The 18,305-nt window shown below is 72.4% G+C and carries 19 protein-coding genes and 1 riboswitch; of the genes, 4 read left to right on the forward strand and 15 right to left on the reverse strand.

The window, feature by feature from the left end; genetic code table 11:
- Window positions 1-29: 29 nt before the first annotated feature.
- Window positions 30-1,277, reverse strand: coding sequence for an MFS transporter (locus AVKW3434_RS16905; protein WP_502869111.1), 1,248 nt, complete (start codon window positions 1,275-1,277; stop codon window positions 30-32).
- A 186-nt stretch (window positions 1,278-1,463) separates the two neighbouring features.
- On the opposite strand from AVKW3434_RS16905, the gene AVKW3434_RS16910 reads away from it, so the two are divergent.
- Window positions 1,464-2,354, forward strand: a complete 891-nt coding sequence (locus AVKW3434_RS16910; protein ID WP_284406764.1) for a LysR family transcriptional regulator — start codon at window positions 1,464-1,466, stop codon at window positions 2,352-2,354.
- Between the two features lie 36 nt (window positions 2,355-2,390).
- Here the strand turns inward: AVKW3434_RS16910 and cobT are convergent, their stop codons facing one another.
- A complete protein-coding gene (gene cobT, locus AVKW3434_RS16915; protein ID WP_284406766.1) occupies window positions 2,391-3,461 on the reverse strand; it encodes a nicotinate-nucleotide--dimethylbenzimidazole phosphoribosyltransferase in 1,071 nt (356 codons plus the stop codon).
- A gap of 86 nt (window positions 3,462-3,547) precedes the next feature.
- Window positions 3,548-5,014 (reverse strand): cobyric acid synthase, encoded by a 1,467-nt coding sequence (locus AVKW3434_RS16920; protein WP_284406767.1) that lies wholly within the window; start codon window positions 5,012-5,014, stop codon window positions 3,548-3,550.
- A 293-nt stretch (window positions 5,015-5,307) separates the two neighbouring features.
- On the opposite strand from AVKW3434_RS16920, the gene AVKW3434_RS16925 reads away from it, so the two are divergent.
- A complete protein-coding gene (locus AVKW3434_RS16925; RefSeq protein WP_284406768.1) occupies window positions 5,308-5,721 on the forward strand; it encodes a DUF3224 domain-containing protein in 414 nt (137 codons plus the stop codon).
- A gap of 25 nt (window positions 5,722-5,746) precedes the next feature.
- Here the strand turns inward: AVKW3434_RS16925 and AVKW3434_RS16930 are convergent, their stop codons facing one another.
- From AVKW3434_RS16930 to AVKW3434_RS16985, 12 genes are all read right to left on the reverse strand, one after another.
- Entirely contained in the window at window positions 5,747-6,148 is a 402-nt protein-coding gene (locus tag AVKW3434_RS16930) for a DUF3037 domain-containing protein (RefSeq protein ID WP_284406769.1), read from the reverse strand.
- Window positions 6,135-6,920 (reverse strand): HipA family kinase, encoded by a 786-nt coding sequence (locus AVKW3434_RS16935; RefSeq protein ID WP_284406770.1) that lies wholly within the window; start codon window positions 6,918-6,920, stop codon window positions 6,135-6,137. The genes AVKW3434_RS16930 and AVKW3434_RS16935 overlap by 14 nt, the downstream gene beginning before the upstream one ends.
- Before the next feature lie 54 nt (window positions 6,921-6,974).
- Entirely contained in the window at window positions 6,975-7,982 is a 1,008-nt protein-coding gene (locus AVKW3434_RS16940) for an aminotransferase class I/II-fold pyridoxal phosphate-dependent enzyme (RefSeq protein ID WP_284406847.1), read from the reverse strand.
- The gene (cbiB, locus tag AVKW3434_RS16945; RefSeq protein ID WP_284406771.1) at window positions 7,973-8,947 is read right to left on the reverse strand and encodes an adenosylcobinamide-phosphate synthase CbiB; all 975 of its coding nucleotides are present in this window, start codon (window positions 8,945-8,947) and stop codon (window positions 7,973-7,975) included. Before cbiB ends, AVKW3434_RS16940 begins: the two co-directional genes overlap by 10 nt.
- Window positions 8,947-9,690 carry a 5,6-dimethylbenzimidazole synthase gene (gene bluB / locus AVKW3434_RS16950; protein WP_284406772.1) on the reverse strand — a complete coding sequence of 248 codons (744 nt, stop codon included), beginning with the start codon at window positions 9,688-9,690 and terminating at the stop codon, window positions 8,947-8,949. The genes cbiB and bluB overlap by 1 nt, the downstream gene beginning before the upstream one ends.
- Before the next feature lie 26 nt (window positions 9,691-9,716).
- On the reverse strand, window positions 9,717-10,286 hold the full coding sequence (gene cobO, locus AVKW3434_RS16955; protein WP_272564138.1) for a cob(I)yrinic acid a,c-diamide adenosyltransferase: 570 nt from the start codon (window positions 10,284-10,286) through the stop codon (window positions 9,717-9,719).
- Window positions 10,287-10,352: 66 nt separating this feature from the next.
- Window positions 10,353-11,132: an ABC transporter ATP-binding protein gene (locus AVKW3434_RS16960; protein ID WP_284406773.1), complete on the reverse strand. Its 780-nt coding sequence runs from the start codon at window positions 11,130-11,132 to the stop codon at window positions 10,353-10,355.
- Window positions 11,129-12,178, reverse strand: coding sequence for a FecCD family ABC transporter permease (locus AVKW3434_RS16965; RefSeq protein ID WP_284406848.1), 1,050 nt, complete (start codon window positions 12,176-12,178; stop codon window positions 11,129-11,131). The genes AVKW3434_RS16960 and AVKW3434_RS16965 overlap by 4 nt, the downstream gene beginning before the upstream one ends.
- A gap of 44 nt (window positions 12,179-12,222) precedes the next feature.
- The gene (locus tag AVKW3434_RS16970; protein WP_502869108.1) at window positions 12,223-13,140 is read right to left on the reverse strand and encodes an ABC transporter substrate-binding protein; all 918 of its coding nucleotides are present in this window, start codon (window positions 13,138-13,140) and stop codon (window positions 12,223-12,225) included.
- Entirely contained in the window at window positions 13,137-13,748 is a 612-nt protein-coding gene (locus AVKW3434_RS16975) for a bifunctional adenosylcobinamide kinase/adenosylcobinamide-phosphate guanylyltransferase (RefSeq protein WP_284406774.1), read from the reverse strand. The genes AVKW3434_RS16970 and AVKW3434_RS16975 overlap by 4 nt, the downstream gene beginning before the upstream one ends.
- Window positions 13,745-15,148, reverse strand: coding sequence for a cobyrinic acid a,c-diamide synthase CobB (locus tag AVKW3434_RS16980; protein ID WP_284406776.1), 1,404 nt, complete (start codon window positions 15,146-15,148; stop codon window positions 13,745-13,747). The genes AVKW3434_RS16975 and AVKW3434_RS16980 overlap by 4 nt, the downstream gene beginning before the upstream one ends.
- A gap of 73 nt (window positions 15,149-15,221) precedes the next feature.
- On the reverse strand, window positions 15,222-17,120 hold the full coding sequence (locus AVKW3434_RS16985) for a TonB-dependent receptor domain-containing protein (protein ID WP_284406777.1): 1,899 nt from the start codon (window positions 17,118-17,120) through the stop codon (window positions 15,222-15,224).
- A 91-nt stretch (window positions 17,121-17,211) separates the two neighbouring features.
- A riboswitch (cobalamin riboswitch) is annotated at window positions 17,212-17,456 on the reverse strand.
- 66 nt (window positions 17,457-17,522) lie between these two features.
- Here AVKW3434_RS16985 and AVKW3434_RS16990 point away from each other — a divergent pair.
- Together AVKW3434_RS16990 and AVKW3434_RS16995 are read left to right on the forward strand one after the other, a co-directional pair.
- Window positions 17,523-17,744 carry a DUF904 domain-containing protein gene (locus tag AVKW3434_RS16990; RefSeq protein ID WP_272548299.1) on the forward strand — a complete coding sequence of 74 codons (222 nt, stop codon included), beginning with the start codon at window positions 17,523-17,525 and terminating at the stop codon, window positions 17,742-17,744.
- Window positions 17,741-18,151: a cell division protein ZapA gene (locus AVKW3434_RS16995; protein ID WP_284406778.1), complete on the forward strand. Its 411-nt coding sequence runs from the start codon at window positions 17,741-17,743 to the stop codon at window positions 18,149-18,151. The genes AVKW3434_RS16990 and AVKW3434_RS16995 overlap by 4 nt, the downstream gene beginning before the upstream one ends.
- Window positions 18,152-18,305 lie beyond the last annotated feature (154 nt).

Below are 18,305 nucleotides of genomic sequence, written 5' to 3' on the forward strand. Positions count from 1 at the left end.
ATGGCGGCGACTTGCCATCGCCGCCCGGTTCACGCCTTCGCCCCGGTCCCCCGCGGCCCCACCGCCGACATTCCGATCCCCAGCACCGCCAGCGCGCCCGTCAGCCCCACGATGGCCGGCCACCCGCCGTGCTGCCAGAACCATCCGCCCACCGATCCGACCACGCTCGAACCCATGTAGTAGAACCAGAGATAGAGCGATGCCGCGTGCCCCTTGGTCAGCCCGGCCAGCGGGCCGATGGATGAACTGGCGATCGAGTGGCCGATGAAGAAGCCGGTGGTCACCAGCGCGATGCCCGCGAACACGCCCCACAGCGACGGCGACAGGGTGAGCAGCGTGCCGCCCAGCATGAACGCGAAGCCCGCGGCGAGCAGCCCGCGCCGCCCCAGACGGTCCGCCAACCGGCCCGCCACGGACGAGGACACGATGCCGAAGCCGAACACCAGGAACATCAGGCTGATCTGCGTCTGGCTGAGGCCGTAGGGTGCGCCGGACAGGCGGAACGTGGCGTAGTTGAACAGCGTCACGAAGATGCTCGTCAGCAGAAAACCGATGGCGAACAGCCGCAGCAGCCCGCGGTGGCGCAGGTGGCCGCCCCAGGCCCGAAGGTGGTAGCGGATCTGCAGCCCGGGCTGGGGCGTGAAGTGGCGCGACCGCGGCAGCAGCACGAGAAAGCCGATGGCCGACAGCAGGCACAGCGCGCCCAGGCAGCCCAGCGCGGCGCGCCAGCTCACCCATTCGGTGAGCACGCCCATGCCCACGCGCCCCATCATTCCGCCGAACGCGGTGCCCGCCACATACAGGCCCATGGTGTGCGCCAGATGGCGCGGGTCGATCTCCTCGGCCAAGTAGGCCATGGCCACGGCCGGCACGCCGCCCAGCACCAGCCCTTCCAGCGCGCGGGCCACCAGCAGGCCGTGCCAGCTGGGCACGATGGCCGCGGCGATGTTCAGCAGCGAGGCCAGCGCCATCGAGGCGAACATCAACCCGCGCCGCCCCAGCGCCTGCGAAAACGCCCCCGCCAGCACGATCGCCACGGCCAGCAGGCCGGTGGTCAGCGACAGCGGCAAGGCGCTCTGCGCGGGGCTGATGCCGAACGATCGGGCAAACGCCGGCAGCAGCGGCTGCACGCAGTAGATGAGCGAAAAGCTGGCGAAACCCGCCAGGAACAGCGCCGCGGCGGCACGCCGGTAATCCGCGGAGCCGCGCGCGATCCAGCCCGAAGCGGACGTGCCCGGCAGCGTGGATCGGGCCGCGGGCGGTTCGGCCAGGGGCATGGCGGAAGGCGGGGCGAGGTCTGGGGAAGCGGTCAACGAAGGCATGGGTCGAACGATGGACGGCAGAGCAAGGCGGCAAGGGAAAGGCGCTGCGTCGAAAGGCAGCCAGCGCTGGAATCTAGGCGCTTCCCTCATATATGTCCAATATATGATTCATCTCATCACCATACCTATTTCAGATACCCGATGGAACTGCGACACATCCGCTACTTCATCGCCGTGGCCGAGGAAGGCAACTTCACCCGGGCCGCGGCGCGCCTGGGCATCGCGCAGCCGCCGCTGAGCCTGCAGATCAAGGACCTGGAAGCCGAGGTGGGCGTGCCGCTGTTCCACCGCGTGCCGCACGGCGCGCAGCTCACCGACGCGGGCCGCGCCTTCCTAGAAGGCGTGGGCGGCCTGCCGGCGCGCACCTTCGACGCCGTGCGGGCGGCGCAGCGGGCGGCGCGCGGCGAGGCGGGCGTGCTGCACCTGGGGTTCACCGGCTCGTCCGCGCTCAATCCCGTGGTCGTGCAGGCCATCCGCTCGTACCGCCGCGGGTTCGCGCAGGTGGAGCTCAGGATCGACGAGGGCAACTCCCTCACCCTCGTGGAGCGGCTGCGCGACGGGCGGCTGGACATCGCCATCCTGCGCCCGGACGGCCTGGACGCCAAGGGCCTGCACTTTCACCGCTATGCGGACGAGCCGCTGATCGTGGCGCTACCGGCCAGCCACGCCGCCTCGCGCAAGGGCCCGCGCATCGATCTGCTGAAGTTGCGCGGCGAGCCCTTCATCCTCACGCCCCGGCCGCTCGGCCCCAGCCTATTCGATGCCTCGGTGGCGGCCTGCCGCGCGGCGGGCTTCGAGCCGCAGCTGGGACCCACGGCGCCGCAGATCGTGTCGATCCTCGCGCTGGTCGCCGCCGAGCTGGGCGTGGCGCTGGTGCCCGCCTCCATGCGGCACCTGGCCTTCAAGGGCGTGGCCTACCGGTCGCTCAGCAGCCAGTCGGCCCTGGTGAGCCTGGCCGTCGCCCACCGCGAGGGCGACCGTTCGCCCTTCGTGCAGAACTTCGTCGCGCTGGCCCGGCCCGCAGCCCGGTAGCCCGAGGCATGCTTTCCGGCACGCGCGCCGCCCGGGTCACACCTTGCCGGCGACCCCCGCCGATTCGAAGCTCGCCATCTCGCGCAGCACGGCGCAGGCCGATTGCAGCAGGGGCCAGGCCAGCGCAGCGCCCGAGCCCTCGCCCAGCCGCAGGCCCATGTCCAGCAGCGGCTCGGCCTGCAATTCGCCCAGCAGCAGCGTATGGCCCCGTTCGCCCGATCGGTGGGCGAACACGCAGCGCTCCAGCACGGCGGGCGCCAGGCGGCTGGCCACCAGCACGGCCGCGCTGGTGATGAAGCCGTCCACCACGATCACCCGGCGCTCGCTGGCGGCCTGCAGCACCGCGCCCACCAGGGTGGCCACCTCCAGCCCGCCCAGCGCGGCCAGTGCCTCCAAGGGCCCGGTGGCCTCGGCATTGGCCTCCAGTGCCTGCTGCAGCACCGCGCGCTTGCGCGCCACGCCCTCGGCATCCAGGCCGGTGCCCGCGCCCGTGCAATCGCCGATCGGAAGGCCGCACAGGCGCGACAGCAGCAGCGAGGCGACCGATGTGTTGCCGATGCCCATCTCGCCCAGCAGCAGGGCATTGCCCGGCAAACGGCGCACGATGGCACTGCCATGGGCGATGGCCTGGGCGCATTGGTCCGCGGTCATCGCCGGGCCCACCGACGCATCGGCCGTGCCGGCCGCCACGCGGCAGTGGCTGAGCAGGCGCGGCTGGCCCGGTGCGCTGTCGCGCGGCGCGATGGTGCGCGCCACGCCGCAGTCGGCCACGGTCAGGTCCAGTCCGTGCTGGCGCGCCAGCACGCTCACCGCCGCGCCGCCGGCCAGGAAGTTCTCCACCATCTGCCAGGTCACATCGCTCGGAAAAGCCGATACGCCGCGTGCCGCCAGGCCATGGTCGGCCGCGCACACCAGCATCTGCGGCTGGCGCAGCTGGGGCGCCTCGGTGCCCAGGATGCGGCCGATGCGCAGCGCCAGCGACTCCAGCCGGCCCAGGGCGCCCAGCGGCTTGGTCTTGTGGTCCAGCAGGTGCTGCAGGCGCGCGGCCAGGGCTTCGTCGGACAACGGGGCGACGGCGGGAAGCGTCAGGTGGGCGGCAAGGGTCATCGGTCATTCACTCCACGAAAACGGTGGGAAAAACAAAACAGGAAAGGCACCCGCGCCGCACGCCGTGGCTGGCGCTGCGCAACGGGTCATGCGCGGCCCCGGTGGGCCTGCAGCCACTGCGGGCTGAACCACGTGTCGATGCCGCCGGCCAGCCGGTCGAACACGGCGTCGAGCGTGGGTGCATCGGCCCCGAAGAGCGCGCGCAGGATGCCCGCGTCCTCGAACAGGCCATGCAGGTACAGCCCCAGCACGTTGCCGCGCGCGTTCTGCCATGCCAGGCCCGGGATCACGGCATGCGACACGTCGCCCGCCGCGGCCATCGCCGGGTGCTGCGCGGTCTGGCCATGGTGGATCTCGTAGCCCTGCACCGCCGTGCCGGCCAGCGCCTGCCAGGCGCCGTGCGCGGCGCCGAACGCGGTGCGGGTGTGGCGCACGGTCTTGGCAGGCTCGAAGGCCGTCACCAGCGGCAGCAGGCCCAGGCCCGCCGCGTTGCCGTCCACGCCGTGCGAGTCGATGAGGGCCTCGCCCAGCATCTGCAGGCCGCCGCAGATGCCCAGCACCCGCCCGCCCCGCGCCGCGTGCGCGGCCACGGCGGCGTCCAGCCCCTGCGCGCGCAGCCAGGCCAGGTCGGCCGCGGTGGCCTTGGAGCCCGGCAGCACGATCCAGTCGGACCCCGCCACATCGGCCGGGCTGCGGGCCCACAGCAGCCGCACGCCGGGCACGGCTTTGAGGGGCTGGAATTCGTCGAGGTTGCTGATGCGCGGATAGGCCACCACGGCGATGGTCGTGTGCACCACGCCGCTGGCATGCGCGGCACCGTCGAACACGCCGTCTTCCTCGGGCAGGCCGTGGTGCCACTGCATGGGGATGGTGGCCACGGTGGGCACGCCGGTCATCTGCTGCAGCATCTCGGGCGCCGGCGCCAGCAGCGCCGCATCGCCCCGGAACTTGTTGAGCACGAAGCCCTGGATCAGCGCGCGCTCGTCCTCGGGCACCAGGGCCCAGGTGCCGTAGAGGTGGGCGAAGGCGCCGCCCCGGTCGATGTCGGTGACGAGCAGGCAGCTCGCACCCGCATGCCGCGCCACGCGCAGGTTGACCACGTCGCTCGCCTGCAGGTTGATCTCGGCCGGCGACCCCGCGCCTTCGATCACCACCACGTCGTTCTCGGCGCGCAGCGCATCGAGCGCGGCGGCGATCTGCGGCCACACGCGCGCACTGCGGCCGCGCCAGGGCAATGCCGACAGCGCCTCGCTCACCTGCCCCATCAGCACCACCTGGCTGCGGGTGTCGGCCTCCGGCTTGAGCAGCAGCGGGTTCATGCGCACGTCGGGCTCGGCACGCGCCGCCAGGGCCTGGAAATACTGCGCGCTGCCGATCTCGCCATGGCCGCCGCCCGGCCCGGCAACCACGCGCGCGTTGTTGCTCATGTTCTGCGCCTTGAACGGCGCGACCTTCAGACCCTGGTTGCTGTACCAGCGGCACAGGGCCGTGGCCAGCCAGCTCTTGCCGGCGCCGCTGGTCGTGCCCAGCACCATGACGCAGCGCGCCGCCATGTCAGCGCCCGGCCCGTGCGCTGCGGCCACAGCGGCGGCAGAACAGCGGACACGGAAAAAGCGGAACGGTGGGGCGAGGAGCAGCGAAGGCGAAAGGGGCGGAATGCACGGCGCAGTTCGATTGGCGAAGGAGCCGTATTGTCCCCCGACCCGCATGCCCGGCTCGCGGCCAGCATGGCCCGAACCGCGTTGCACGTTCTTGCGGTTCAATAGCGGCTTCGTTTCCACCGACAGGCCCTGCCCACCTGCGCGTTCCTGCAGCGGGCGGGCCGCTTCCACCCGCGAGACAACCCATGATTTCTGATTCCATCACCGGCCCCTTCGACGTCAAAACCGCGCCCCACCCACTGAGCGACACAGCGAGCGCCAGCGGCCTTCTCCGCATGTCCCTCGACAAGCGCTTCCACGGAAGCCTGGACGCCACGAGCACGGGCGAGATGCTGGCCTTTCGCAGCGCCACCGCGGGATCGGCCGGCTACGTCGCGATGGAAACCGTGCATGGCAGCCTGGCAGGACGCCACGGCAGCTTCGTGCTGCAGCACAGCTCGACCATGGCGCGCGGCGTGCCGGAGCAGCGCATCGCAGTGGTGCCTGATTCGGGCACCGACGCGCTCACCGGCCTGGAAGGTCGCATGACCATCGACGTCGCCGCCGACGGGGCGCACGCCTACCGGTTCGACTTCACATTACCGGACAGCGCAGGCTGAGGCGGGTCGCGGCGCCTTCACCCCATCAACCCATCGCACGCAACGGCCGGACCATGCGGTCCATGATGTGCTCCAGCGCCGCGCCCGCATCGGTGCAGCGCCCGGTGTGCACCGGCGAGGTCTGGATGATTCCGCTGCGCCGCGCGGTCAGCCAGTGAAAGCGCGATCGGTAAGGCATCTGCGCGATGGGCCCGCAGCCCGTGTCGCCCGCGCAGATGGCGACGATGGCCGCCAGGTGCCGGCGCACCGTGTCCAGGTCGGCCGCAGGGTCCAGGGCCAGCAGCCGCATCTCGTCCAGTGCCATGGTGGCCTGCAGGAAACCCGTGCGCTGGCACGACAGGATGGCGCCGGCATTGATGAATTCTTCGCGCTCCACACGCGGCACCACGCGCACGATGGCGTAGTCGTACACATCAGCCGCGTGCATCGATCGCTCCTTTCAGCCAGGCGCCGCGACCGGCCAGCCGCGCGGCGAAATAATCCGCGTAGGCCTGCCGGTGGGTGCCGGGCGCCGTCAACGGGCCTTCGGCGTGGTCGGCACCGGCCAGTTGCAGAAATTCATCGGGCACCTCGGACAGCACGCCCTGCAGCACCGCGGGCGTGAGGCGCGCGGCCAGTTCCGCATCCACCTGGGCCAGCGCGGTGGCGCGGGGCAGCAGCACGTGGTCGGCAATGGGCGCGAAGGGCTTGGCCGGCACGGCCACCGTGCCGTTCCAGGCATGGTGGAAAGTGAGCGCCGCGCCATGGTCGATCAGCCACGGGTTGCGGTGCCACACCAGCAGGTTGGTGTTGCGCGCCGTGCGATCCACGTTGCCCACCAGCGTGTCGAACCAGACCAGCCGCGAGGCGAAGTCGTCCGAGACCACATCCACCGCCGGGTCGAAGTTCGCGGCGCCCGAGAGGTAGTCCAGCCCCACGTTGAGGCCGCCGCTGGCACGGATCAGGTCCTGGATCTCGGGGTCCGGCTCGGTCTGCGCCAGGGCCACGTCCAGTTGGGCGAGCACGATCTCGGGAACGGGCAGGCCCAGGGCGCGGGCAATGCCTCCGGCGATCATCTCGGCGAGCAGGGCCCGCACGCCCTGCCCCGCGCCACGGAACTTGAGCACATACAGGCCCAGGTCGTCGCCCTCGACGACGGCGGGCATGGAGCCGCCCTCACGCAGGGGCGTGACGTAGCGACTGACGGTGATGGTGCGCATGGCGGGGCGGCCTCCTTGGAGCGATCGCGGGTGAGGCGGGGATGGTAGCGGCAGTCAGCCGATCCAGGCCTGGCGCAGCGCCTGCTGGGAACCCGGCGGCAGCACGCCCAGGCGCACCTGCCCCGGCAGCCCGAACGACGTGCCGTCGCGCAGCTTGACGCCGTGGGCACGCAACCGCTGCAGGGCCGCCGGCAGGTCATCGACCTCGGGCCGTGCCACGAAGTAGTTGGCCAGGCTCCCGGGCACGACGGCCCAGCCCAGCGATTCGCACAGCGCCTGCTGCTGCGCCTTCCAGACCCGCAGCGTGTCCAGGCTGTCGCGCAGCCAGCGCTGGGGGGAGGCAAGGGTCCATGCCGTGAGCAACGCCACGCCGTGGGCGCCGATGGGCCACGATGGCGCCAGCGACTGCAGCGCGGCCAGGTCTTGCGGCGGCTGCGCCTGCGGCGCGATGGCATAGGCCGCGCGCACGCCCGTCAGGCCCATGGCCTTGTTGGGCGTCCACAGCTGCCAGGCGTGGGCGGGCATGTGGCTGGCGGTGCCCTCCAGGCGCAGGGGAGCATAGGCGCAGTCGATCACGCGCAGTGCCCCGTCTTGCGCTCCGATCCGGGCCCAGGCGGCCAGCGCGGGGTCGGGCGTGCCGAGCGGGCTGGCGGGCTCGCAGGCCCAGCGCAAGCCGGTGACCGCCGGGTCCGCACCGGGTGCGGCGGGCCGCACGTCCAGCCCCCAGGCCTGCGCCGCGCGCGTGTAGTCCCCATAGCCATGCGCCGGCACCGCCACGGCCCGCACGCCCTGCCGGGCGGCAAAGGCGGTGATGCGGTGGATGAATTCGCTCGCGCTGCCCGCGATCACGATGCGCGCCGGTGCCACGCCGTGGGAGGTGCCCAGGCGCTCGCGCAACGCGGTGTAGGCCGGGTCGGGGTAGTGCCAGGCGTCGGCATGGCGCAGCGCTTCGACCGCCTCGGGGCACGGGCCGCAGGCGTTGCTGTTGGTGGAAAAGTCGTGCAGCGGCACGCCCAGGGCATCCGGGCCGCCGTGCAGGGGGGCGTGCGCCGTCACATCCATCGCGACCACCACAATGCTATTGAAAAGTGAGCAACCAGGGCAATCAATCCGCCGGCAACGACCACTTTCGATGCCCAGCCTGCCGCCCGGGGCGTGTCGCGGGCATCAGCGCCCCGCCCTTCGTGGTTGAGCGTGTACACGCCGGGCTTGGCCAGGCGCACACCCAGGGCCAGCGCCATGGCGGCCATGGGCCAGCCGCTGTTGGGCGACGGCGTGCGGCGCGCTTCGGTCGCCAGCACGCGCCAGCGCGGGCCGCCGGCGATGGCGCGCAGCAGCAGCGCCGTGAGCCGCGCCGGCAGCCACGACAGCGCATCGTCCGCGCGCGCCGCCCATTTGCCGGCCCACTGCCAGTAGCGCCCGCCGCGCATGCCGGGGTAGCCCCACATGGCATCGGCCGTGTTGGCGAAACGGTAGAGCGCGGCGCCGGGCAGGCCCAGCAGCGCGAACCAGAACAGCGGCGCGACCACGGAGTCGTTGAGGTTCTCGGCCAGCGACTCGATGGCGCTCTCGCGCACCTGCACCGCGTCGAGCGCCTGCACGTCGCGGCTCACCAAGCGCGTCAGGCGCGCGCGCCCGGCCTCCAGCGATTCGGCCAGGGCGGCTTCCACCGCCAGCACCTCGTCACGCAGCATGCGCCAGGCCAGCAGCGGCTTGAGCAGCAGCGCCAGCAGCACTGCGGCCAGCCATGGCGGCGCGTGGCGCAGCACCGCCCACTGCAGCACCGCCGACACGATCACAACCACGGCGGCCAGCGCACACCACAGCAGCGCTGCCAGCCCGAAAGACCGCCAGTCGCGTGCAGTGGGCGCGCGGGGCGCCACCCGGTCGCCGCCGGCCTGCAGCGCGCGGCCCATCCAGACCACGGGGTGCACGGCCACGGGCGGCTCGCCGAAGCACCGGTCGATGGCCAGCGCGAGCGGCACTGCCGCGGCGGGCGCGAGGGCCAGGGCCCAGGCGGCGTCCATCAACCGGGGCCCTTTTCGCCGGCGGCCGGCATCGGGTCCGCGGCAACGCCTGCCGCCAGCCAGGGCGCCGGCTGGCCCCAGGCGTTGTCGAACACCACGGTGTGAAGCGGCGCGCGGCGCGCCCAGCGCTCCTGCTGCAGCATGGGTTCTTCGTAGAAGCCGTGCACCGGGCCGATGGACAGCAGCGCCACCGCCTCGGCACCGGGCGGCAGGCCCAGCAGCGCGCCCACGGCGGCGGGGTCGAACATGGAGACCCAGCCCATGCCCAGCCCCTCGGCGCGCGCGGCCAGCCACAGGTTCTGCAGGGCGCAGGCGACCGAGGCCAGGTCCATCTGCGGCAGCGTGCGGCGGCCGAAGACGTGCGCCTCGCGACCATCGGCCAGCGCCACGGCGATGCATTCGGCCGCATCGCGCAGGCCCTCGACCTTCAGGTGCAGGAACTCCGCGCCGCGCTCGCCCAGCGCCTCGGCCGTGCGCAGGCGCTCGGCCTCCACACAGGCGTGCAGGCGCCCGCGCAGCGCCCCATCGGCCACGCGGATGAAACGCCAGGGCTGCATGAAGCCCACGCTGGGGCCGTGGTGCGCGGCCTGCAGCAGCCGCGCCAGCACCTCGGGCGCGACCTGCCCGCCCGCGAAGTGGCGCATGTCGCGGCGCTCGCGGATGGCGCGGTACACGGCGGCGCGCTCCTCTGCGGAGAAGGCGGCGCCCTGCGCACTGCCGTTGGGCGGCGTGGGGGATGGCATCGCGGCGCGGGGGCGGTCGGCGGGGCTCAATCCTCGATGCCGCGCTGCGCCGGCACGCCGGCCTGGAACGCGTGCTTGACCATGCCCATCTCGGTCACCGTGTCGGCCAGCTCGATCACCTCGGGCGGGCAACGGCGGCCGGTGAGCACCACGTGCACATGGCGCGGGCGGTCGCGCAGCACCTGCAGCACCTCGTCGAGCGGCAGCCAGCCATAGATGAGCGGGTAGGTGATCTCGTCCAGCACCACCAGGAAGAATTCGCCGCCCAGCACGGCGGCGCGCGCGCGCTCCCAGCCTGCGCGGGCCAGTTCGGCCGACTGGTCGATGTCGCGGCTCTTCCAGGTGAAGCCGTCGCCCAGGCCCTCGATGGGGATGCCCAGCTGCTCGAACATGCGGTGCTCGCCGAAGCGCGCGGTGGGCACCTTCATGAACTGGAAGATCTTGACCGGCTTGCCGCGCCCGTGGGCGCGCAGGGCGAGGCCGAACGCGGCGGTGCTCTTGCCCTTGCCGTTGCCGGTGTTGACCAGCACGATGCCGCGGCGCTCGCCGTCGGGTTTTTCGGAGCGCCGTTCGGCGGGAGGGGTTTCGATCTGCATGCGCAATGTCTAGGAAGTCGTTCGAAAAAAAAGGGGCGACAGCGGTGGCCGGGAGGGTGGCCGGCCCTAGTCGATGCGGGGCAGCGACACCCACAGGCCCGCCACCTGCTGCACCTGGATGCGCTGGTCGAACACGGCCTGCAGCGCGGCGTGGGTGGCCGGGTCGGCGCAGGCGCCATGGTGCACGATGCGGCCGCGGTCCATGATGGCCATGTCGTCGGCCTGCAGCGCGAGCGACACCTCGTGCAGCACGCTCACCACCGTGCCGCCGCCCGCCGCCAGCGCGCGCATGGCGTGCAGCCAGTCGGCCTGGTGCGGCGGATCGAGGTTGGCCAGGGGTTCGTCCATCAGCAGCACCTCGGCCTGCACGGCCAGCGCGCGCGCCAGCAGCACCCGCTGGCGCTCCCCGCCCGACAGCTGCCCGAGCGGCCGGTGGCGCCAGTCCCAGGCCTGCGTGGTGCGCAGGGCCTGCTCCACCGCCGCATGGTCGGCGGCGCTGGCCGGGGCCATCCAGCGCTGGTGCGGCAGGCGCCCGAGCATGGCGACGTCGTAGGCCGTGAGGTCGTCCGCCGAGGCCTCGTTCTGCCCCAGCCACGCCAGCCGGCAGGCGCGCTCGCGGGCCGGCATGGCGGCCAGGGGGCGGCCCAGCAGCTCGACCCGGCCCGACACCGCCGCGCCGTGCAGCAGGCCCGCCAGCACCTTGAGCAAGGTGGACTTGCCGGCGCCGTTGGGGCCGACCACGCTGGTCCAGCGGCCGGCGGGCACGGCCAGGTCCACGCCGTTCAATACCGGGGCATTTCCGATGTGTGCCGCGATGTTGATTGCCTCGATTGCTATGTTTTTCATAGCGAATGGCCCTGCATGGAGCGCCGGTGCATGAGCCACAGCAGGTAGGTGCCGCCCAGCGCTGCGGTGAGCACGCCCACGGGCAGCTCCTGCGGCGCCAGGATCCAGCGCGCCAGGATGTCGGCCGCCAGCAGCAGCGCCGCGCCCATCAGGCTGGACAGCACGATGTGCCGCTGGTGCGTGACCTTCACGATGGAGCGCACCAGGTGCGGCGCGGCCAGCCCGACGAAGGCGATCAGGCCGGTCTGCGCCACGGCCGTGCCGGTGGCCAGCGCCATGGCCGCCACCAGCCCCGCGCGCATGGGCGCCAGCGGCAGGCCCAGGCTGGCGGCCGTGGCCTCGCCCAGCGTCAGGCCGTCGAGCGCGCGCGACAGGGTCCACGCGGCGATGCCGCACAGCGCCCACGCCCCGGCCATGAGCGCGCAGGCCACCCAGCCGACGAAGCTGGTGCTGCCCAGCGTGAAGGCCTGCATGGCCTGCAGGATGTCCGGCGAGGCCAGCTCCACCAGGTCGCGCAGCGCGCCCAGCACCACGCCCACGATCACCCCGGCCAGCAGCAGGCGCAGCGTGTGCTGCACCCCGCGCGCCAGCACCAGGGTCAGGGCCACGGCGCCGGCCGCGCCGAGAAACGCCATTCCGGTGACGCCCAGCCGCGCCAGCCACTGCGCCGCCATGGGCGAGACGCCGAACACCACCATCGCCAGCGCGCCGCCCAGCGCCGCGCCCGAGGCCGAGCCCAACAAGTACGGATCGGCCAGCGGGTTGCGGAACAGGCCCTGCGCCACCGCACCCGCCAGCCCCAGCAGCGCGCCCGCCAGCCAGGCGCCCAGCGTGCGCGGCAGGCGGATCTCCCACACGATCTGCCAGGCCACCGGGTCCTGGCCCATGCGCAGCAGGCTGTCGAATCCCGTGCTGCCCACGCAGGCGCCGACGACCAGCAGCAGCGCGCTGACGACCAGCAGGCAGGCGCCCAGCCACGCGGCGCGGCGCGGGCCGGGGCCGGGCTGCGCGGCATGCGAGGCCGCCGGCACGGGCTGCGATGGCATTGGCGATGACGATGGCATGGCGGGTGCGCCGTCCGGGGGCACGCTCATGGCGCCTTGTCCGCCAGGCAGCGCGCCATGATGCGCGCGGCCTCGGCCATGCGCGGGCCGGGGCGCACCACCACGTCGGCCTCGCCGGGGCCGAACAGGCACACGCGCTGCTCGCGCACGGCTTTCAGGCTGTTCCAGCCCGGGTACATCGCCATGGACTGCATGCTGCGGTTGCCCACCATCATCACGTCGGGCCGCGCTCGCACGACGAACTCGGGGTTCAGCCGCGGGAACGGGCCCAACTCGGGCGGCACCACGTTGCGCGCGCCCAGGCGCGCCAGCGTCTCGCCGATGAACGACGCCGTGCCCGCCGCATACGGCCCCCGGCTCACCTCGAAATACACGCGGGCCCCGCGCGCGCGGGCCGGCAGCGACTGCGTGGCGGCCTGCACGCCGGCGTCGATCACGCGCCACAGCCGGTCGGCCCCCTGCTCCTGCGGCACGCCGAGCAGCTGGCCCAGCGTGGCGAGCACGCGGCGCACGTCGGCATGGGTCTTGGGCTCCAGCGCCACCACCTTCAGGCCCAATGCCTCCAGCCGGTCGCTGGCGCGCGAGCTGGTGGCCAGCAGCACCACGTCGGGCTGCAGGGCCACGATGGCCTCGATGTTCGGATCGATGCCACCGCCCACCTGGGGCAGGCGCTGCACGGCTTCGGGCCAGTTGGAGTAGCGGTCTACCCCCACCAGGCGCTGGCATTGCTGCAGCTCGCACACGCTCTCCGTCAGCGAGGGCAGCAGGCTCACGATGCGCTGCGGCGGCTGGGCGAATGCGACGGTGCGACCGCGCGCATCGGTCACCTCGAAGGCCTGCGCGGCCGTGGCACCGGCCATCCAGACGAAAGCCGCCAACGCCAGCCCCGCGGGCCACCGGCGAGCGGCATGGCAGCGCAGGCGTCGCAAGAAGCGGTGCGTCATGGTGTGTCCTTCAGCGTGAGCGGCAGGCCCGCCGCGACCAGGGTGACGCGCTGGCAGGCCTCGGCCACGCGCTGATTCAGGCTCCCCAGTGCATCGACGAAGGCGCGCACCTCGCGGCCCATGGGAATCACGCCCAGGCCGATCTCGTTGCCCACCAGCACCACCGGGCCGGGGGCCTGGTGGATTGCTCCTAAAAACATAGCGCACTGCCCTAGCCAATCATGCGCTGGAGGCTGATTTGGTTCCGTCCCCTCCGAGACCGGCGCTGGGGCCGGGGCCGGCATCAGCCAGTTGGTGAGCCAGAGCGTGAGGCAGTCCACCACGATCAGCGTATCGGCGCTGCCGTGGCGGGCGATGGCGCGGGCCAGGTCGAGCGGCTCTTCCAGCGTGCGCAGGCCGGGCACGCGCTCGGCGCGGTCGCGCTGGTGGCGCGCGATGCGTTCGCGCATCTCGTCGTCCCAGGGCTGCCCGGTGGCGATCAGCAGCGCGCGGTGCGTGGGCGAATCGGCCAGCCACTGGCGCGCCAGCAGTTCGGCACGGCGCGACTTGCCGCTCTTTTGGCCGCCCAGGATCAGCTCGCTGGCGGCAATGGGGCCAGGGCTGCTCATGCCGCCCCCCGTGGCGCATCCGGGCCGGCGCCCAGCAGGGCCGCCACCGCGCGCGGGCTCGACGGAAACCAGGCGTGGAAGTAGCTCGCGTGGATGCTGCCATGGCGGTACAACGCCTCGCCCGGGCCGGGCGGCCCCGCGTGCGCGGGCCGCTCGGTGCGCGCCCGCACCGGGGCCGGGCTGTCGCAGGTGGAGTAGTGGAAGGTGTGGCCGCGCAGCACGTGGCCGTCCACGTCCAGTTGCTGCGGCCCCAGGGCCGCCAGCCGTTTCTGCATGGCCACGCGGCCCGGCAGCAGCCCCCACAGGGGCCGGTGCTGGCCGTCGGCCAGGGTGATCGATTCGAACAGCGCCATCATGCCGCCGCATTCTGCCCACACCGCGCGGCCGGCCTGCACGTGCGCCCGCAGGCTGGCCTGCATGCGGGTGTGGCCGGCGATGCGGTCGGCATGCAGCTCGGGGTAGCCGCCGGGCAGCCAGACCGCATCGCACGGCGGCAGCGCGGCATCGGCCAGCGGCGAAAACCGCACCACCCGCGCGCCCAGCGCCTCCAGCGTGTCCAGGTTGGCGCGGTAGATGAAGCAGAACGCCGCATCGTCCGCCACCGCGACCGTGCGGCCCGCCAGCAGCGGCGGCACAGGCTCGGGCCGCTCGGGCGCGGCAAAGCGCACGGCCCAGCGCTGCAGTTCGTGCGGTTGCAGGCGCCCGAGCGGCGTGGCCGCCAGCGCATCGGCCGCGGCGTCCAGCCGCGCCAGGCCATCGGCCAGCTCGTGTGCGGCCACCAGGCCCAGGTGCCGCTCGGGCAGCAGGCCGGCCCGCGCCCGCACGGAGGCGGCAGGCTTGGTCGCACCGTCCTGGGCATCCCGCTGCACGCGCGGCAGCGCGCCCAGCCAGTCCGCGGGATCGTTGAGACCTGCGCGCAGCAGGTCGGCATGGCGTTCGGTGGCGACGCGGTTGGCCAGCACCCCGGCCCATGGCAGGCCCGCGCGGTAGTGCCGCAGGCCGTGCACCACGGCCCCCAGCGTGGCGCCCATGGCCGACGCATCGACCACCGCCAGCACCGGCAGCCCGAAGCGCTGCGCCAGATCGGCCAGGCTGGGGGCGCCGTCGAACAGGCCCATCACGCCCTCGATGAGGATCAGGTCGGCCTCGCGCGCGGCGGCATGCAGGCGCTGGGCGATGTCGGCCTCGCCGGTCATCCACAGGTCGATCTGGTGCACCGGGGCGCCGCTGGCCAATTGGTGCCAGCAGGGGTCGAGGAAATCGGGGCCGCACTTGAAGACCCGCACCCGGCGCCCCTGGCGCGCGTGCAGCCGCGCGAGCGCCGCCGTCACGGTGGTCTTGCCCTGGCCGGACGCGGGTGCGGCGATGGCAATGGCGGGACAGCCCACGCTGCCCGCCATGCCAGCCGCTTCTTCTTCTCGCGCTGCTTCTCCCCTCGCCCTCATGGGTTCTTCATCGCTGGCTGCGCCGCGGTCATTGCGGCGCCCATTTGAGGCCCGCATAGAACGTGCGCCCCGCCGTGGCATAGGTGCGGGCCAGCTGGTAATCCTTGTCGGCCAGGTTGTCCACGCGCGCCAGCAGCGTCACGTCGCGTGCGATGCGCGTGCTGGCATACAGGTTGACGAGCGTGTAGCCGCCCAGCACCGTGGTGTTGGCCGCGGTGTCGAAGCGCCGGCCCGAGGCCTGCACTTCGGTGCCCAGCGTCCAGCCGGCGACCTGCGTGTCGGCCCCCAGCGTGCCGTGGCGCTTGGAGCGGCGTGCCAGCAGCCGGCCCGTGTCTTCGTCGCGCGGGTTCTGGAAATCCACCGATCCGCGCAACTGTACGCCGGCCACCTTGTACGAGCCTGACAGCGTCACGCCGTCGTACTTGGCGCGTGCGGCGCTGGCATAGCAGCCGAAATTGGACGGGCAGCCGCCCGCCCCGCCGAACACGATGAGGTTCTTCACGCGGTTGCGGTAGGCCACGGCCGAGAAGGTGCCGGCGCCCTCGGCCCAGCGCAGGCCCACCTCGGCATTGCGGCCCTCTTCCGGCTTGAGCGATGCCAGGCCGTATTCGCTGAAGCGCTGGTACAGCGTGGGCGCGCGGAACGAGGTGCCCACGGACGCGGTGGCGCGCCACTGCGGCGTGATGGCATAGCCGTATGCGGCGCTGCCGGTGTTCTGGCCGCCGAACTCGCTGTCGGAGTCGTGCCGCACGTTGAACTGCAGCGTGTGGCCGCCGGCATTGAAGCCATAGCCCAGCGCGAGCGCGTCTTGCGAGCGCTTGCGGTCGATGGGCGCGTTCTCCAGGTGGTCCTCGCGGCGCTCCAGGGCCGCCGTCACCAGGTGCGGGCCCTGGCGCCATTCGTTCTGGAACAGGTAGCCGCGCAGGCGCGTGTCGGTGAGGTACACCGAAGGCCGCGTCTCGTAGCGGTCGCGCGAGTCGGTGACCGACACGCGGGTGGTGTACTGCGGGCTCCACTTCGCGGCCCAGTTCAGGCCGAGGGCGTGCATCTTGTGCAGGTTGCGGTCGTCGTTGCCCAGCGGCAGGGTGTCGTAGCCGGAGTTCATCTCGCTGGCCACCAGCGTGCCTTCCAGGCGGTGGACTGCATCGATCTGCAGGCCCACCCGGGCGTTGCCGGACGTGCGGCGATAGCCGTCCTTGTCGGGGTTCTGCGTGGCGACGGTGCGGGCGTTGAAGCCCTGGCTCGTCTCGCGCGCCAGGCCCACGGCATAGTCCACCGCGCCGCTGGCACCGCTCACGCCGGCCTCGGCCTTGTAGGTGCCCTGGCTACCCACGCCGACGCCCACGTAGGGAGCGGTGCCGGCCTCGCCCCGGCGCGTGAAGATCTGCACCACGCCGCCGATGGCGTCCGAGCCGTACACCGCGCCCGCCGGGCCGCGCAGCACCTCGATGCGGTCGATGACGGCCAGCGGAATGGCCTCCCACGGCGCACCGCCGGTGGATTGCGAGTCCATGCGCACGCCGTCAATGTACACGGCCGTGAAGCGCGTCTCGGCGCCGCGCAGGTACAGGCTGGTGGCACTGCCCGGACCGCCGTTGCGGACCATCTCGACCCCGGGCAGGCGGGCCAGCACGTCGGCCAGGCCGGTCGCGCCGCTGTTCTCGATGGCCTCGCGGTCCAGCACGGACACATCGGCCACCAGGTCGGCCAGCGGCTGGGGCGTGCGCGTGGCGGCCACCACGGTTTCGCCCAGGGAGGGCACGCGCTGGTTCTGCGCCAGCAGCACGGGGGCGTCCTGCGCCTGGGCGGCAGGTGCGGCGGCGAACGTGAGGGCCAGGGAAACAGCCAGGGCGGCAGGCCGCAGGGGCGAGGAAGGCACGGCAGCGGCAATGGCAGCGGCGCGCGCGGGGAACAAGGGCTTTTTCATGGAAACAGACAGACTGGCAAACATCCCCGCGCCGGCTTCCCCGCCGGCATTGGGCGAAACAGCCGCGCCTTCAGGACCATGGCGGTCCCCAAGCGCGGCCACGTTGTTGGCCGGTATCCGGGCTGGCGGAGCGCCCTCCAGCGCCTTCCCAGGCGCTTGTTCAAGGCGCCCAGTGGCTCATGGCTGGAGAGTGAGTCGGAGAAAAGGGCCGACCCGTCCGCTGACCGTTGCGGGGGCAGCGCAGGCACGGCGCGCTCTGGCGAACGCAACCTTCCTGCTTCCCGTTGAACTGCAGCATGCGAACCATGCTGCGAGCACCAACCCGCGGATTTTACGGGTGTTGCAGCCTGTAAACGCCGCCGGATGGGCGGGTGGTGGCGCCAACCCTACAATTGCGACTGTATGGATCCATCCTCTCCCATCGACCAGATCGCCGAACGCGTGGAGCGGCTGCTGTTGCGCCATGCGGAACTGCAACGCGCCAATGCCTTGCTGACCGCCCAGGTGGTCCATCTCACCCAGGAGCGAGACTCGCTCAAATCCCGGCTCAACACCGCGCGCGCCCGTGTGGACGCGCTGCTGGAGAGCCTGCCTGCGACGCCCCCCTCGAAGGACGCCGAATGAAGCAGATCGAAGTCCAGATCATGCAGCAGAGCTACCTGCTGGGCTGCCCCGAGGGCCACGAATCGCGCCTGCTGCAGGCCGTGGAACGCGTGGACACCGCCATGACGCGCATCCGCGATGCCGGCAAGGTGCGGGCCCGCGAGCGCATCGCCGTTTTGGCAGCGCTCAACCTGGCCTTCGAGATCGCCGACCGCGAAGAGGCCGATCTGGCGTCCGCTGCACAGGCCCAGGCGGCAGCCCCGACGGAGCCCGCGCCGCTGGCCCCGGCCGCCGGCCCGCAATCCACCGATGCCCCGGCGCCGTTGCACGCCTCTCACGCCTCGCTGGCGGGCGACCCGTCCGGCCAGATGCAGTTGCTGCTGCGCCGGCTGGACGATGCGCTCGGCGACGACGGCCGCCTTCTTTAAAAAGGGTTACGCAACGGCCGCTCGCGCGCCGTGCATGCAGCGCCTACAATGGAGACGTCTGCGGTGCTGCCGGGCTTTATATTTCCTTGAACCAATGCTCATTGAGCACGGGCTTGGTACATTGCCCGGTGAGCGTGATCATCTCGCGTCAGAT

This window comes from Acidovorax sp. SUPP3434, assembly GCF_030159015.1.
GTDB lineage: Bacteria > Pseudomonadota > Gammaproteobacteria > Burkholderiales > Burkholderiaceae_C > Paracidovorax.

Excerpts from the sequence above, each read along its gene's own strand:
- AVKW3434_RS16965 (WP_284406848.1), bottom strand. The coding sequence starts at position 12,178 with ATGCCATCGCAGCCCGTGCCGGCGGCCTCGCATGCCGCGCAGCCCGGC.
- bluB (WP_284406772.1), bottom strand. The coding sequence starts at position 9,690 with ATGCCATCCCCCACGCCGCCCAACGGCAGTGCGCAGGGCGCCGCCTTC.
- AVKW3434_RS16905 (WP_502869111.1), bottom strand. The coding sequence starts at position 1,277 with ATGCCCCTGGCCGAACCGCCCGCGGCCCGATCCACGCTGCCGGGCACG.
- AVKW3434_RS16980 (WP_284406776.1), bottom strand. The coding sequence starts at position 15,148 with ATGGCGGGCAGCGTGGGCTGTCCCGCCATTGCCATCGCCGCACCCGCG.
- cobO (WP_272564138.1), bottom strand. The coding sequence starts at position 10,286 with ATGCAGATCGAAACCCCTCCCGCCGAACGGCGCTCCGAAAAACCCGAC.
- AVKW3434_RS16975 (WP_284406774.1), bottom strand. The coding sequence starts at position 13,748 with ATGAGCAGCCCTGGCCCCATTGCCGCCAGCGAGCTGATCCTGGGCGGC.
- AVKW3434_RS16940 (WP_284406847.1), bottom strand. The coding sequence starts at position 7,982 with ATGGATGTGACGGCGCACGCCCCCCTGCACGGCGGCCCGGATGCCCTG.
- cbiB (WP_284406771.1), bottom strand. The coding sequence starts at position 8,947 with ATGGACGCCGCCTGGGCCCTGGCCCTCGCGCCCGCCGCGGCAGTGCCG.
- AVKW3434_RS16910 (WP_284406764.1), top strand. The coding sequence starts at position 1,464 with ATGGAACTGCGACACATCCGCTACTTCATCGCCGTGGCCGAGGAAGGC.
- AVKW3434_RS16995 (WP_284406778.1), top strand. The coding sequence starts at position 17,741 with ATGAAGCAGATCGAAGTCCAGATCATGCAGCAGAGCTACCTGCTGGGC.
- AVKW3434_RS16930 (WP_284406769.1), bottom strand. The coding sequence starts at position 6,148 with ATGCACGCGGCTGATGTGTACGACTACGCCATCGTGCGCGTGGTGCCG.
- AVKW3434_RS16925 (WP_284406768.1), top strand. The coding sequence starts at position 5,308 with ATGATTTCTGATTCCATCACCGGCCCCTTCGACGTCAAAACCGCGCCC.
- cobT (WP_284406766.1), bottom strand. The coding sequence starts at position 3,461 with ATGACCCTTGCCGCCCACCTGACGCTTCCCGCCGTCGCCCCGTTGTCC.
- AVKW3434_RS16990 (WP_272548299.1), top strand. The coding sequence starts at position 17,523 with ATGGATCCATCCTCTCCCATCGACCAGATCGCCGAACGCGTGGAGCGG.
- AVKW3434_RS16920 (WP_284406767.1), bottom strand. The coding sequence starts at position 5,014 with ATGGCGGCGCGCTGCGTCATGGTGCTGGGCACGACCAGCGGCGCCGGC.
- AVKW3434_RS16985 (WP_284406777.1), bottom strand. The coding sequence starts at position 17,120 with ATGAAAAAGCCCTTGTTCCCCGCGCGCGCCGCTGCCATTGCCGCTGCC.
- AVKW3434_RS16960 (WP_284406773.1), bottom strand. The coding sequence starts at position 11,132 with ATGAAAAACATAGCAATCGAGGCAATCAACATCGCGGCACACATCGGA.
- AVKW3434_RS16935 (WP_284406770.1), bottom strand. The coding sequence starts at position 6,920 with ATGCGCACCATCACCGTCAGTCGCTACGTCACGCCCCTGCGTGAGGGC.
- AVKW3434_RS16970 (WP_502869108.1), bottom strand. The coding sequence starts at position 13,140 with ATGACGCACCGCTTCTTGCGACGCCTGCGCTGCCATGCCGCTCGCCGG.